The 13,894-nt window shown below is 62.8% G+C and carries 12 protein-coding genes; 5 read left to right on the top strand and 7 right to left on the bottom strand.

Features of this window, described 5'->3' with window-relative positions:
* The first annotated feature begins 80 nt into the window (after positions 1-80).
* The 3 genes from AC07VG_RS08485 to AC07VG_RS08475 are packed head-to-tail and all read left to right on the top strand — an operon-like array spanning position 81 to position 2,911.
* Positions 81-989: an ABC transporter permease gene (locus tag AC07VG_RS08485; protein ID WP_494999557.1), complete on the top strand. Its 909-nt coding sequence runs from the start codon at positions 81-83 to the stop codon at positions 987-989.
* Positions 986-1,834: an ABC transporter permease gene (locus AC07VG_RS08480; RefSeq protein WP_494999558.1), complete on the top strand. Its 849-nt coding sequence runs from the start codon at positions 986-988 to the stop codon at positions 1,832-1,834. The genes AC07VG_RS08485 and AC07VG_RS08480 overlap by 4 nt, the downstream gene beginning before the upstream one ends.
* Positions 1,835-1,852: 18 nt before the next feature.
* On the top strand, positions 1,853-2,911 hold the full coding sequence (locus AC07VG_RS08475) for an ABC transporter ATP-binding protein (protein ID WP_494999559.1): 1,059 nt from the start codon (positions 1,853-1,855) through the stop codon (positions 2,909-2,911).
* A 3-nt stretch (positions 2,912-2,914) separates the two neighbouring features.
* Here the strand turns inward: AC07VG_RS08475 and AC07VG_RS08470 are convergent, their stop codons facing one another.
* Positions 2,915-3,844: an AraC family transcriptional regulator gene (locus AC07VG_RS08470; RefSeq protein ID WP_494999560.1), complete on the bottom strand. Its 930-nt coding sequence runs from the start codon at positions 3,842-3,844 to the stop codon at positions 2,915-2,917.
* A 342-nt stretch (positions 3,845-4,186) separates the two neighbouring features.
* On the opposite strand from AC07VG_RS08470, the gene AC07VG_RS08465 reads away from it, so the two are divergent.
* On the top strand, positions 4,187-4,552 hold the full coding sequence (locus AC07VG_RS08465) for a putative quinol monooxygenase (protein ID WP_494999561.1): 366 nt from the start codon (positions 4,187-4,189) through the stop codon (positions 4,550-4,552).
* A gap of 42 nt (positions 4,553-4,594) precedes the next feature.
* Entirely contained in the window at positions 4,595-4,834 is a 240-nt protein-coding gene (locus AC07VG_RS08460; protein WP_494999562.1) for a hypothetical protein, read from the top strand.
* Positions 4,835-4,944: 110 nt separating this feature from the next.
* On the opposite strand, the gene AC07VG_RS08455 is transcribed toward AC07VG_RS08460, so the two are convergent.
* The 6 genes from AC07VG_RS08455 to bglX all read right to left on the bottom strand — a co-directional run bounded on the left by AC07VG_RS08455 (position 4,945) and on the right by bglX (position 13,833).
* Complete coding sequence (locus AC07VG_RS08455) at positions 4,945-5,568, bottom strand: flavin reductase family protein (RefSeq protein WP_495020858.1); 624 nt, start codon at positions 5,566-5,568, stop codon at positions 4,945-4,947.
* 230 nt (positions 5,569-5,798) lie between these two features.
* Positions 5,799-6,116: a hypothetical protein gene (locus AC07VG_RS08450; RefSeq protein WP_494999564.1), complete on the bottom strand. Its 318-nt coding sequence runs from the start codon at positions 6,114-6,116 to the stop codon at positions 5,799-5,801.
* A 427-nt stretch (positions 6,117-6,543) separates the two neighbouring features.
* Entirely contained in the window at positions 6,544-7,866 is a 1,323-nt protein-coding gene (locus AC07VG_RS08445; RefSeq protein ID WP_494999565.1) for an MFS transporter, read from the bottom strand.
* Between the two features lie 336 nt (positions 7,867-8,202).
* Positions 8,203-9,534: a sigma-54-dependent transcriptional regulator gene (locus AC07VG_RS08440; protein ID WP_494999566.1), complete on the bottom strand. Its 1,332-nt coding sequence runs from the start codon at positions 9,532-9,534 to the stop codon at positions 8,203-8,205.
* Entirely contained in the window at positions 9,531-11,294 is a 1,764-nt protein-coding gene (locus AC07VG_RS08435) for a sensor histidine kinase (RefSeq protein ID WP_494999567.1), read from the bottom strand. The genes AC07VG_RS08440 and AC07VG_RS08435 overlap by 4 nt, the downstream gene beginning before the upstream one ends.
* Positions 11,295-11,541: 247 nt before the next feature.
* The gene (gene bglX, locus AC07VG_RS08430; protein ID WP_494999568.1) at positions 11,542-13,833 is read right to left on the bottom strand and encodes a beta-glucosidase BglX; all 2,292 of its coding nucleotides are present in this window, start codon (positions 13,831-13,833) and stop codon (positions 11,542-11,544) included.
* Positions 13,834-13,894: the final 61 nt, after the last annotated feature.

Raw genomic sequence — 13,894 nt, 5'->3', positions numbered from 1 at the left:
GGCCGTGTCAACCCTGGCGATGGGGTTTGTCCGCCAAGCTTCTGCCTTGTTGATGATTTCTCTCAGTCGAGACTCTTTTTATGGAACACCAACCTCTGACCCGGCCGGTCGGCGTGGCTTTGCCGCGTCCGATAGCGGGTATTTCGCCCACCGCCCGGGCCTGGCTTTTCCTCTCGCCGTCGATGCTGTTTCTCGCCGTGCTGATCCTCGCCAGCCTGCTGGTGCTGCGCATGAGCGTCGGCACCAAGGGCGCCGAATGGACCGGCTTCAGCTTCGCCAGCTACGCGCAGCTACTGGAACCCTACTACCTCAAATCGTTGCTGCTGACCCTGCGCCTGGCGCTGTTCAGCGCAGTGATCGCGGTGCTGCTGGCGATCCCCGTGGCCTACACCATGTCGCGCCTGACCTCGCCATTTCTGCGCCGGATCTTCCTCGCCGCGGTGCTTCTGCCGCTGCTGGTCAACCTGCTGCTGCAAAGCTACGGCTGGCTGGTGATCCTCGGTCCTGGCGGGATGCTCAACCAGGCGCTGATGGGCCTGGGTCTGATCAAGCGTCCGATCATGCTGCTGTACAACCAGAACGGCGTGCTGATGGGCCTGGTACAGACCGCTTTCCCCCTCGCGGTACTGCCGATCGCCAGCGCCATGCGCGGTGTCGCGCGCACCTACGAAGAGGCCGCCGCGACCCTCGGCGCCAGCCGCTTCCAGGTGTTTCGCCAGGTGGTCTTGCCGATGAGCCTGCCGGGCATTATCACCGGCGCGACCCTGGTATTTGCCTACAACGCCAGCAGCTTTGTCGTACCCCTGCTGCTGGGCGGTCGGCGCGTGCCGATGCTGGCGGTGATGGTCCATGACCAGATTGCCCCGCTGATGAATTGGCCGGCGGCCTCGGCGGCCGGCGTGGTCCTGATCATCACCACCCTGGCGATCATGACCCTGTCCGAATACGTCACCGGCCGTCGGCGCCGGATGCTGGAGTCCTGCCAATGAGCCTGTTGTCGCACAAACGCCTGTCGATCCTGCCGGGGGAAACCGGACGCTTCGCCGGTATTCTCTCGGGGTTCATCCTGCTGCTGGCGGTGCTGCCGATCCTGACCATGATCGTCATGTCCTTCAGCGGCGCCTCGAACCTCGACTTCCCGCCCAGCAGCTACAGTCTGCAATGGTATCGGGCGGCCTGGCAGACCATCGTTTCGCCGGATGCCAGCGATGTACTGAGTCTGGGCAAGGCGATGACCACCAGCCTGCTGGTGGCCTGCCTGACCATGCTGTTTGCGACCCTGGTGGCGGTGCCCGCGGCCTATGCGCTGGTGCGTTGCGAATTCCGTGGCAAGGCCGTGGCCCTGCAACTGATGTCCCTGCCGCTGGTGTTTCCGATGGTGGTGTTGGGGCTGGCCTTGCTGCTGGTGTTCGACAGCCTGCCGTTCCAGATGAGCTTCTCGCGGCTGGTGATTGCCCACGTGATCCTGGCCTTGCCCTTCGTGGTGAAGAACTGCACGGCAGCCATGCTCTCCATCGGCAGCGAGGTCGAGGAGGCCGCGCGGATGCTTGGTGCTTCACCGCAGCGGGCGATTCTCGATGTGGTGGTGCCGTTGATGAAATCGGGGATTCTCGCCGGGATGCTGCTGGCCTTTATCGTCTCGTTCAACGAATTCACCGTGACCTATTTCCTCTACACCATTGACGTGATGACCGTGCCGATCTGGATGTACAGCCGCACTGTCTCGTCCCTGGACCCCACTGTTTTCTCCTTTGCCGTGCTGATCGTGCTGATCGACTTCGTCCTGATCTGGGCGCTGGAGAAGCTGGTGGGCGAAGGCGGCGTTTCCTTCTGATTTCTTGAGGTAAGCAACATGACTGGACTGATTCTGGAAAACGTTGAAAAGCACTACGGCATGGCCTGTGCGGTGAAGGACGTCAATTTGCACCTGCCCGAGGGCAAGCTGGTGTGTTTTCTCGGCCCTTCGGGGTGTGGCAAGACCACTTTGCTGCGGATGATCGCCGGCCTGGAAACCCTCAGCGGCGGTGAGATCCGCCTGGATGGCGAGGACATCGGCCAGACCCCGGCGCACCTGCGCAACTTCGGCATGGTGTTCCAGTCCCTGGCGCTGTTTCCGCATATGACCGTGGGCGAGAACATCGCCTATCCACTGAAACTGCGCGGGGTCGGCAAGGTTGAGCAGCAGGCGCGGGTGGTCGAACTGCTGCAACTGATTCAACTGAGCGAGATGGTCGACCGGCCGGTGTCCAAGCTCTCCGGTGGCCAGCGCCAACGGGTGGCGATTGCCCGGGCGATCGCCGCGCGGCCCAAGCTGCTGTTGCTGGATGAGCCGCTGTCGGCGCTGGACGCCAAGTTGCGTGAATCGATGCAGGTGGAAATCCGCCAACTGCAACAGCGCCTGAACATCACCACCATCATGGTCACCCACGACCAGCGTGAAGCCATGACCATGGCCGATATCGTGGTGGTGCTGGGCGAGCATCGGGTGCAGCAGGTGGGCACGCCCATCGAGATCTATCGGCACCCGGCCAACGAGTTCGTCGCTGACTTTATCGGTTCGGGCAATATCTTTCCGGCCACCGTGCTGGGGGGTGGCCGGGTCGGGCTACCGGGGGGCGAGAGTATCGAGGTGCTGGGCAGTGCCGCTGTCGAGGCCGGCAAGCAGGTGCGGATGCTGGTGCGTCCGGAGGACCTGCAACTCTCCGCGCCCGAGGCGACGGCAGGCAATAATCGCCTGCTCGGCACGGTGATCTTCGTTCGCGATATCGGCTCGACCATTGAAACCATTGTCGAGTGTTCCGGCGTGTCGTTCACGGCGCTGAGCACGCCGTGCCAGGGCATTGGCCTGGGCGTTGGGCATAGGGTCTCGGTGACCATTCCGGCCGAGGCCTGTCGGGTGCTGGCGGCCTAGCCTCTAGACACTCAGGCGCAACCGCGCCAGGTCGCGTAGCGGCGGCGCGCCGAACAACCGGCTGTATTCGCGGCTGAACTGCGAAGGGCTTTCATAGCCCACGCGGTAGCCCGCCGCCGAGGCATCCAGGCCTTCGATCAGCATCAGCCGCCGCGCTTCCTGCAGGCGCAACTGCTTCTGGTACTGCAGCGGGCTCATGGAGGTCATCGCCTTGAACCGGTGGTGCAGGGTGGACACGCTCAGGTTGGCCTCGCGGGCGAGACTGTCGATGCGCAACGGTTGCTCGAAGTTGCCGTTCAACCACTTGATCGCCTGGCTGACCCGGTGGCTCTGGCTATTGGCGATGGCGATCTCATACAGTCGATAACCCTGCGGGCTGCGTAGCAGTCGATAGAGAATTTCCCGGCGAATCAGCGGCGCGAGCATGTTGATATCTTTCGGGCTGTCGAGCAGGCGGGTCAGGCGCAGCAGGGCATCGAACATCTGTGTGTCCAGGCGCTCCACATACAGGCCGCGCCCGGTCGGTCGGCTGGGCACACCCATGGGCCCGGCCTCGGCAATCAGGGCACTGATTTCGGCCGGATCGATATCCATGCGCAAGGCGAGGATCGGGTGTTGCGGCGAGACGCTGGTGATCCGCCCGCAGATCGGCATGGAAACCGAGACCACCATGTAGTTCAGCGGATCGTAGACAAAGTTCTCGTCCCCCAGGCGCACTTCCTTGCGCCCCTGGGCCAGGACGCACAGGGCCGGTTGGGCCAGTACCGGGGAGAATTCCTGGGGCTGGCTATGGCGTGACAGATGCAGCGAGCCAACGGCGGTGGCATAGGAGCCGTCTTCACCGGTGTTACGGCAGATGATCTCGGCCAGTTCCGCGCGCAATTTTTCCATTTCGACCGGCAGGGGGACTTGGGGTTGATCGAGCAAGGACATGGCGGGCCCTGGAGATGATTGCGAATGGGGCAAGCTTAAGTTTGGGCAATCCACGGCGCCAGGACAATACTGCGCAATTCTTGCCTGATTCTGCAGTCTTTTCATATGACGCTCATGTTACAGGCGGCCAGGCGTTGTGACATTGCTCAAAATGCTGTCGGCAGGGGCGCGGTAGCGTGGGGTGATTGGCGCTCGTGGGAATCGCTGTCGCGGCAGGATTGTGCAATAAGCCGGCAGGAATCGACTAACGACCCCCTCGGCAAACGCTCTAATCTCTGTTCCTGTCGCAGTCAGTCCCCGCACTGATTGAGCGAGTACAACTTCTCTTCGGGAGCGCCGCGCATGTCCAAGCCTATCCCCGTCAGTCACATGGCCTTTGTTCGTGCACGCCCTGGGCGCTCCGCCGAACTGGGCGCACGGCTGAGCAGCCTGATCGAACCCTCCCGCCAGGCCTGCGGTTGCCTGCAGTTTTCCCTGCAGCACTCCCTGGCCGATGCCGACCTGTGGCTGGTGTCCGGGTTCTGGGTCAACCAAGCGGCCATGACGGCCTACTTCAATACCCCGGTGATGCAGGTCTTTGCCGAGCTGATCCAGGAACTGGTGGTCGACAGCTTCGACTTCCATACCTTCAGCGATGTCAGCGCGGCCCGGGCCCAGTGCGATTTTCATCTGTCCAGCGCCGGTGCCTTGCAGCAGTTGGCCAGCTGAAGGTTTAGAATGCCGGCCACTCAATTGGCCGGGATAACAGGCATGGCACGTAAAGCATTCACACACTTCGAAGCCGTTTCGGCGGTGGTACCCGGTGAAGGGGGTTATAGCGCGGCGATTGCCGTGAAAGCCCTGGACGGTTCCGGCGCACCCCGGTTTCACAAAATACTCGATGAACAGAAGTTCAAGACCGCCTTCGAGGCCGACGAGGCTGCGGCGCTGGAGCTTGCGCGCCTGGCCGATGTCGACGAAGAGGGTGAGTTGTCCTGGTCTGTCGCTTAGGTTTGCAACTGATCCTCTGCTGGGCACGGCTCTTGTAGGCGCCGGCTTGCTGGCCATAGCGTCCGGATGGGCGCGGCAAGGCTCAAGGGCCTTATCGCCAGCAAGCTGCGCTAGGCGCGTGGGCGATACATCTTGAACAGGGCTTCCGGGCCCAACTGGAAGTAGTCCGCCGGACCGCCACCGCGCAGAATCGGTTCGGCGGCGGCGGTGTCGTAGATCCCCTCCTTGAGCAGCCACTTGGCGATATGCACGGCGACCACTTCGCCGAGCACCAGCCAGGTGGGCACCAATTGCCGATCCGCCCGTTGCAGTTGAATGATCTGGGTGACCTTGCATTCGAATGACACCGGGCTTTCCTGTACCCGTGGCACCTTGATGATTCGTGAGACGGCGGGTGTGAGGCCGGCCAGTTCGAATTCATCGACCTCGGCCGGCACCGCCGCGCAACTCTGGTTCATGGCTTCGGCCAGGGGCCGGGTGGCGAGGTTCCAGGAGAATTCGCCGGTTTGTTCGATGTTGTTCAGGCTGTCCTTGCGGCCGATGCTGGCGAATCCGACGATCGGCGGGATGTAGTTGAACGCGTTGAAAAAGCTGTAGGGCGCCAGGTTCAACTGGCCCTGGGCATCCTGCGAGGAAATCCAGCCGATGGGCCGCGGGCCGACGATGGCATTGAACGGGTCGTGAGGCAGGCCGTGGCCGTTGGCGGGTTCGTAGTAGTGGATGGCGTCGGACATGGTTCGAGGGTTTCCAGGGACCGGATCAACAAGGGAAGGCGACAGTGTGCGATGCGTTGCGGGGAAATGCGATAGGTGTTGGTCCTTGTAGGCGCCTGCTTAGGGAGTCTTGCGTCGTCTGATCGGCCGTCATCGCCAGCAAGCTGGCTCCTACAGGTTTCGTGGCATTTTCAGTATCCCCAGAAACAACTAAGCCCGGCCGAAGCCGGGCTGCAAGGCTAACGGTGGGGTTAGCTGATGGCAGCAGCGCCAGGGGTTTTGTCGTAGCCGTCGGCAGCGACAGCGTTGGCACCTGGGGTCTTGTCGTAACCGTCAGCGGCAACAGCGTTGGCACCTGGGGTTTTGTCGTAACCGTCAGCGGCAACAGCGTTGGCACCTGGGGTCTTGTCGTAGCCGTCAGCGGCAACAGCGTTGGCACCTGGGGTCTTGTCGTAACCATCGGCAGCCACGGTATAGGCGCCGCCTGGAGTTTTGTCATAGCCATCGGCGGCGAAGGTGTTGGCAGCCAGTACCGAGAGGGCCAGAGCGAGGATCAGTTTGGTTTTCATGGGGGTTGCTCCTGAAGGTGTGCGTTTTGTTCAGTGGGTATGGAAGTGATTTTACGCTTGTTAATTTGATTAAAAAGCGCAAATAAATGCTTTAATCAATCGTATAAATCGATATGTGTGGCGCCAGAAAGGGTCGGCATTCAACGTGATGCCAAGGGGCCGGGGCCAGGTCGATCTAACGTAGGATCAGAATGTCGCTTGGAAATTAACTGACTATTAATTCAGGTAATTCTTTTGCGATTGCGCGCAAATGCGCCAGGAGCGCCCGGTAAAGGCGTGGGGCAAGGGAGGGGAATGCGCTTTTGAACACGCCGCCGAACCTTGTGGGAGCCGGCTTGCCGGCGATGGCGTCCGCATGGACGCTGCAAGGCTCAAGGGCCTCATCGCCGGCAAGCCGGCTCCTACAAGGGGGCAGCGCTGTCGGTACTCAGTCGGTCTCGATCCGTGAATGCTTGCGGGTGTCCTTCATGGTCACGTACACCAGCAACGAACAGGCGATGCAGGCTGTCACGTACCAGTAGTAGCCGGTTTCCATGCCGACGCTCTTGAACCACAGCGCAATGTATTCCGCCGTGCCGCCAAAGATCGAGACCGTCAGGGCATACGGCAGACCGACGCCCAGCGCACGGATTTCAGTCGGGAACAGTTCGGCCTTCACCACCGCGTTGATCGAGGTGTAGCCGCTGACGATGATCAGCGCCGCCATGATCAGGAAGAACGCGCCCCACCAGGTCTGGATGCTGTGCAGGGTGCTGAGGATCGGCACGGTGAACAGGGTCCCGAGGATGCCGAAGGCAATCAGGATCGGTCGCCGGCCGATCTTGTCCGACAACGCCCCGACCAGCGGCTGCAGGCACATGAACAGGAACAACGTCGCCGCCGAAATGGTGGTGGAGTCGGAGATGCTCATGCCGACCGTGTTCACCAGGTATTTCTGCATGTAGGTGGTGTAGGTGTAGAACGCCAGGGTGCCGCCCATGGTCAGGCCGACCACGGTCATCAGTTCCCTGGGATGTCGCATCAGGGTGCGCATCAGGCTTTCTTTCGGTTCTTCCTTCTTCTCGGTGAAGGACGCGGTTTCTTCCATGCCGCGACGCAGATAAAGCGCGACCACGGCACACAGGGCGCCGATGGCGAACGGAATACGCCAGCCCCAGGCTTGCAACTGTTCGGTGCTGAGGGTCTGTTGCAGCACGATCAGCACCGCCAGGGCGATGAGCTGGCCGGAGATCAGGGTTACGTACTGGAAGCTGGAGAAGAAGCCGCGACGTTCCTTGGTCGCCATCTCGCTGAGGTAGGTGGCTGAGGTGCCGTATTCGCCGCCGACCGACAGGCCCTGCATCAGGCGGGCGACCACCAGCAGGATCGGGGCGCCGACGCCGATGGTTTCATAGCCCGGGGTGAGGGCGATGATCAGCGAGCCTGCGCACATCAGCAGGACCGAGCCCATCAAGGCGGCCTTGCGCCCTTTGCGGTCAGCATAGAGGCCCATGAGCCAGCCGCCGATCGGGCGCATGAGGAAGCCCACGGCGAAGATCGCGGCGGTGTTGAGAAGCTGGGCGGTGGAATCGCCCTTGGGGAAGAAGACCTTGGCGAAGTACAGCGAGAACGCGGCGTAGACGTACCAGTCGTACCATTCGACCATGTTGCCGATCGAACCGCTGAAAATCGATTTCAGACGGCTGGAGGTGGTTCTTTCTTTGGCCGGCGCGGCCGCCGACCCCAGAGGCAGGGTAGAGGAGTTATCCATCAGGGAACCTTCAAGTCATTGTTTTTGTGGAGCGCGCGCAAGCGCAGCCTGCCAGGGCTATAGCAGGAGCTGTGCCAACGGCGGAAGGCCCGGTTTAGAAGGGCTGGCGGGTTTTTGTGAGCGGAAATCCGCCTATTGGCGATAAAACGGTAAGCGGAAAATTGCCGATGCGGGATGTGCTGGCTGAAACATGAACCAGACAAACACAGCACAACCTGTGGGAGCGGAGCTTGTCGGATCGCCGCACCGCCGCGAAGGTGCCCTTGAGAGCGCTAAAAGCTTCGCGGGCAAGCTCCGCTCCCACAGGTTGATAGGCGGTGTTTTCCTGGGCGGGGTTCACTCGTCCTTGAGGAACATCTCGCGCGTCAAGCCATGACGCTGCATCTTTTCATTGAAGGTGCGGCGCGGCAGTTGCAGTTCTTCGAGTATCGCTTTGACATCGCCCTTGTGCCGGTTCAGGGCCGAACGCAGGCACTGCGCTTCAAAGGCCTCCTGCTGTGCCGCCAGGGATTGGCCCGGGTCGATGCCGTCGGGCTCCGGCTCACCCAGGCCGAGGACCGAGCGTTCGGCGACATTGGCCAATTCCCGCACATTGCCCGGCCAGTCATGGCTCAACAGGCGGCTCAACTGCGGCCCGCTCAGCGGCGTCGAGGTCCGCCCCAGTCGCTCGGCCGCGCTGTAGGCGAAGTGCTCGAACAGCAAGGGGATATCTTCGCGCCGCTCGCGCAATGGTGGCAGGCGCAACTGCGCCACCGTCAGCCGATAGGCCAGGTCCTCGCGAAAACGCCCGGCCCGGGCCTCGTCCAGCAAGTCGGGCTTGGTCGCCGCGACAATACGCAGGTCCACCGCGATGCTCTGGTTCGAACCCAGCCGCTCCAGCTTCTGCTCCTGCAACACCCGCAGCAGTTTCACCTGCTGGGCCAGCGGCATGCTTTCGATTTCGTCGAGAAACAACGTGCCGCCATCGGCGTATTCCAGCTTGCCGATACGCTTGCCCTGAGCCCCGGTAAAGGCCCCGCTTTCATGGCCGAACAATTCGGCTTCAAACAAGGCCTCGGGAATCGCCGCGCAGTTGAGGGCGACAAACGGCTTGTCGGCCCGCGGTCCGAAGTCATGCAGGCAGCGGGCAACCAACTCCTTGCCGCTGCCGGTTTCGCCGCGGATCAGCACATTGACCGGCAGCGCCGCCAGCTCCAGCACCTGCCGGCGCAGGGTTAGCAGGCTCCGGGAAACCCCGAGCAGGCTGCGCTCGAGCCGGGAGCGGTGATCGGCCTGTTCATGCAACTGGCGGTTCTCAAGCACCAGGCGGCGCTTCTCCATGGCCCGGGCGAGGCTGGCGAGCAGGCTCTGTGGGCTGAAGGGTTTTTCCAGGAAGTCGTAGGCACCCTCGCGCATGGCTTCCACCGCCATGGGCACGTCGCCGTGCCCGGTCAGCAGAATCACCGGCAGGTCACGGTCGTGTGTCTGCAAGCGCGCCAGCAATTCCAGGCCGCCCATGCCGGGCATGCGCACGTCGCTGAGGATCACCCCGGGGAAATCCCCTGGCAATTGCGCCAGGCACTCCTCGGCGCGACTGAAGGTCTGCACCTGGAAGCCTGACAGACTCAACCATTGCTCGACGGCCGTGCGGATGCTGGCTTCGTCGTCAACCACGATCACGGCGTTCATTGTCTGTCCATCTCCGGGGCAATCGGCAGGGTCAGGCTGAAGTAGGCCCCGCCCTGGCGATTGTCGACGCTCAGGCGGCCGTCCAGTTCATGGACGATGGCGTAGGACACCGCCAGGCCCAAGCCGAGGCCTTCGCCTACCGGCTTGGTGGTGAAGAACGGGTCGAAGACCTTGCTCAGGTGTTCCTCGGCGATGCCACCGCCGCTGTCACCCACGGTCAGCAGCCACACCGGAGGGCGAGCTTCGATACGGATTTCCAGACGCTTGAGCGGCTTGTCATGCATGGCGTCCAGGGCGTTGCGCAACAGGTTGATCAGTACCTGCTCCAGGCGAATGGCATCACCACGGACCCAGGCCGGGCGGGTCAGGTGTAGCACCGTGCTGACTGCGTCTTCACGCAGGCGCGGGTCCAGCAGCTGCAACGCCTGGTCGACCACGCCGGCCAGGTCGAGGGGCTCGCGCAGGCCGCTGGGGCTTTGTCGAGCGTAGGTTTTCAAGTGCCCGGTGAGGGCCGCCATGCGGGTCAACATCTGCTCCAGCGGCGCGAGAGCCTGGTAAGCGTCGTCGATCCGACCGTGATCGAGCAGCAGGCGCAAGGTCGCCAATTGCATGCGCTGGGCGGTCAGCGGCTGGTTGATTTCATGGGCGAGGGCAGCGGACATCTGCCCCAGCGCCGCCAGCTTGGCCGACTGCACCAGGCCGTCCTGGGCCGTGCGCAGGTCACGGGTGCGCTCCTCGACCAGGCGTTCCAGCTCTTCGCGACTGCGCTGGCGCAGGCGCGCCAGGCGCCAGCGTTGGCTGAGGAACAGCAGCAGAAACACCAGGGTCAGCCACAGGCCTGCACCGGCGAGGGCGGCGTTGCGCTGTTCCTCGGCGGCCATCTGCGGTTTGCGCAGCAGGTGCAGGGTCCAGTCTTCCGGCGGCAGTGCGAGCGATTCCCAGAGGTAGTCGGCGCTACCGTCCGGGCCATCGACCCGGGTCAGGTAGCTGTTGTCGCCGAACATCCGCAAGGATCGGTATTCAAGGGGGCTGAGGGACTGCTTGTCATATTGCCGGGTGCTGCCGATTTCACTGCGGTCGCTGTCACGCAGCGGGCGCAGCAGGCGATAACGCCAGCCGGGCTGGTTGGCGATAAAGACGATATCGCGGGCATCGCTGACCAGCAGCGTGTCGTTGCCCTTGCTCCATTCGCGCTCCAGTTCCGGAAACTCCAGCTTCACCACCATCGCGCCGAGGAATTCGCCGTTGTCGCCGGTCACCGCGCTGGCGAGAAAGTAGCCGGGAATACCGCTGGTCACGCCAACGGCATAGAAGTGCCCGCTGCCCTCGATGCGGGTCTGGTTGAAGTAGGGGCGAAACCCATAGTTGTGACCGACGTAGCTGCTGGGCAGGCGCCAGTTGCTGGCGGCCACCGACAGGCCGTTGCGGTCCAGCAGTTGCAAGGTGGAAGAGCGTGCCGCACCGTTGATCCGCTCCAGTTTGCGGTTCAGGGCGTCCTGCTGGGCTGCGTCGATGGGGCCGGCGAGGGCCGCGCGCAATTGCGGGTCGAGGGCGAGCACGGCGGGCAGCGCGCGGTAGCGTTCGATCAGGGTGTGCAGGGCGTTGGCGTAAAGCGTCAGTTGGGTCTTGCCACGCGAGGCATCGTCGACCAGGGCCTGTTGTTCGGCGCGATGCACGGCCCAGCCGGCGGCCAAGGCGGTACCCGCGACAATCAGCAGGGTGTGGAACGCCAGGCGCAGGGAACGGGGGATCGGCGGCATACGGGCAACGACAGGCTGGGGAGGGGCGGGAAAGATAGCATGTCGGCTTTGGCAGTGCCTTGGGGGGGCGACGCCCTTGAGTCTTGTAGCGCCTATCCGGGCGCCATCGCCAGCAAGCCGGCGCCTACAAATCCGAGCTGCGCCGCCTGGCGGTTGTCGTGCCCGAAACCTTGTAGGCGCCGGCTTGCTGGCGATGGCGGCGGTGAGTACGACACCGCCATCGCTGGCAAATCAGCTCCTACAGGTCTTACAACAACTCGAAACTCTGCTGCGTCACATCCTGCGAGTCCAGGCCGATCTGCACGTTGAATTTGCCCGGCTCCGAGGCGTACTTCAACTGGGTGTTGTAGAACTTCAGGTCGTCCTCGTCGATGTTGAAGTGAATGACCTTCTGCTCGCCCGCCTTGAGCATCACCTTCTGGAAGTTCCTCAGTTCCTTGACCGGACGGATCATGGAACCGGCGACATCCTGGATATACAACTGCACCACGGTTTCGCCATCACGCTTGCCAGTGTTCTTGACGGTGATACTGGCATCGAGCTTGCCGCTCTTGTTCAGCGTGGTCGAAGACAGCGCCATGTCGCTCAGGCTGAAGTCGGTGTAGCTCAGGCCATAACCGAAGGGATACAGCGGGGTGTTTTCCTCGTCGAAATACTGCGAGGTGTAGTTGCCCGGTTTGCCCGGTGTGAACGGCCGGCCGATGGTCAGGTGGTTGTAGTACATCGGCACCTGGCCGATCGAGCGTGGGAAGGTGATCGGCAGCTTGCCCGACGGGTTGTAGTCGCCGAACAGCACGTCGGCGATGGCGTTGCCGCCTTCGGTACCGCTGAACCAGGTTTCCAGTACGGCGTCGGCCTGGTCCTGCTCGTGGCCGATGGTCAGTGGACGGCCGTTCATCAGCACCAGCACCAACGGTTTGCCGGTGGCCTTGAGGGCCTTGATCAGTTCCCGCTGGCTGGCCGGGATATTCAGGTCGGTACGGCTCGACGATTCGTGGGACATGCCCCGCGACTCGCCCACCGCGGCGATCACCACGTCGGCCTGCTGCGCGGCCTTGACCGCTTCGTCGATCAGCTGCTGTGCCGGGCGTGGGTCATCCACCACTTCCGGGGCATCGAAGTTGAGGAAGTTCAGGTAGTCCACGACCTTTTTGTCGGCGGTGATGTTCGAGCCGCGGGCGTAGATCAGTTGGCCCTTGTCACCGAGGGCGCGGCTCATGCCGTCATACAGGGTGACTGATTGCGCTGGCTGGCCGGCGGCGGCCCAGCTGCCCATCATGTCGATCGGGGCCTTGGCCAGCGGGCCGACCAGAGCGATCTTCGCCGACTTCTGCAACGGCAGGGTCTGGCCCTGGTTCTTCAGCAGAACCAGGCTGCGGCGCGCGATATCCCGGGCATCGCTACGGTGCAGGCGGCTTTCGGCATTGGTATCGGCTGGATCGTCCTCGGCCTTGCCGATACGCAGGTACGGGTCCTTGAACAGGCCCATGTCGTACTTGGCGCCGAGCACTTCCCGCACGGCGTTGTCCAGATCGCTTTGCGGCACCTCGCCAGACTTGATCAGGCCCGGCAGCTCCTTGCCGTACAGCGAGTCATTCATGCTCATGTCGATGCCGGCCTTGATTGCCAGCTTGGCCGCTTCGCGACCGTCCTTGGCGACGCCATGCTTGAGCAGCTCGAAAATCGCCCCGTGGTCGCTCACCGCCAGACCCTTGAAACCCCATTCCTTGCGCAGCAGGTCCTGCATCAGCCAGGTGTTGGAGGTGGCGGGTATGCCGTTGATCGAGTTCAGCGCGACCATCACCCCGCCCGCGCCGGCGTCGAGGGCAGCGCGATAGGGCGGCAGGTAGGTCTGGTACATTTTTACCGGGCTCATGTCGACCACGTTGTAGTCGCGACCGCCTTCCACCGCGCCGTAGAGGGCAAAGTGCTTGACGCTGGCCATGATGCTGTCCGGCTCGCTCGGGCTCTTGCCCTGGTAGGCGTGGACCATCACCTTGGCAATGCGCGAAACCAGGTAGGTGTCCTCGCCGAAACCTTCGGAGGTTCGGCCCCAACGCGGGTCGCGGGAAATATCGACCATGGGTGCGAAGGTGATGTCGAGGCTATCGGCGCTGGCCTCCTGGGCGGCAACGCGCCCGGAGCGCCCGATGGCGTCCATGTCCCAGCTGGAGGCGAGGGCCAGGCTGATGGGGAAAATGGTCCGGTGGCCGTGGATCACGTCATAGGCGAAGAACATGGGGATCTTCAGCCGGCTACGCATGGCCGCGTCCTGCATCGGACGGTTTTCCGGACGGGTGATGGAGTTGAAGGTGCCGCCGATGTTACCGGCGGCGATTTCCTTGCGGATCAGTTCCCGAGGCATTTCCGGGCCGATACTGATCAGACGCAATTGGCCGATCTTTTCCTCGAGGGTCATCTGCTTCATCAACTGGGCGATGAAAGCGTCCTTGTTTTCCAGGGGCGCGGGCTTTGTTTCAGCCACTACCGGGAGACTGGCCAGGCCAATAGCGAGGCCCAGCAAACACAGCTTCTTCATGAATGATTATCTCGGGGGCCCGGTCCGGCGATCGATCGTTGCGCACTGGCCGGGCTGTTTA

This window comes from Pseudomonas sp. GW821-FHT03C07 (assembly GCF_059420925.1).
This window is presented reverse-complemented; position numbering and strand designations above follow the sequence as displayed.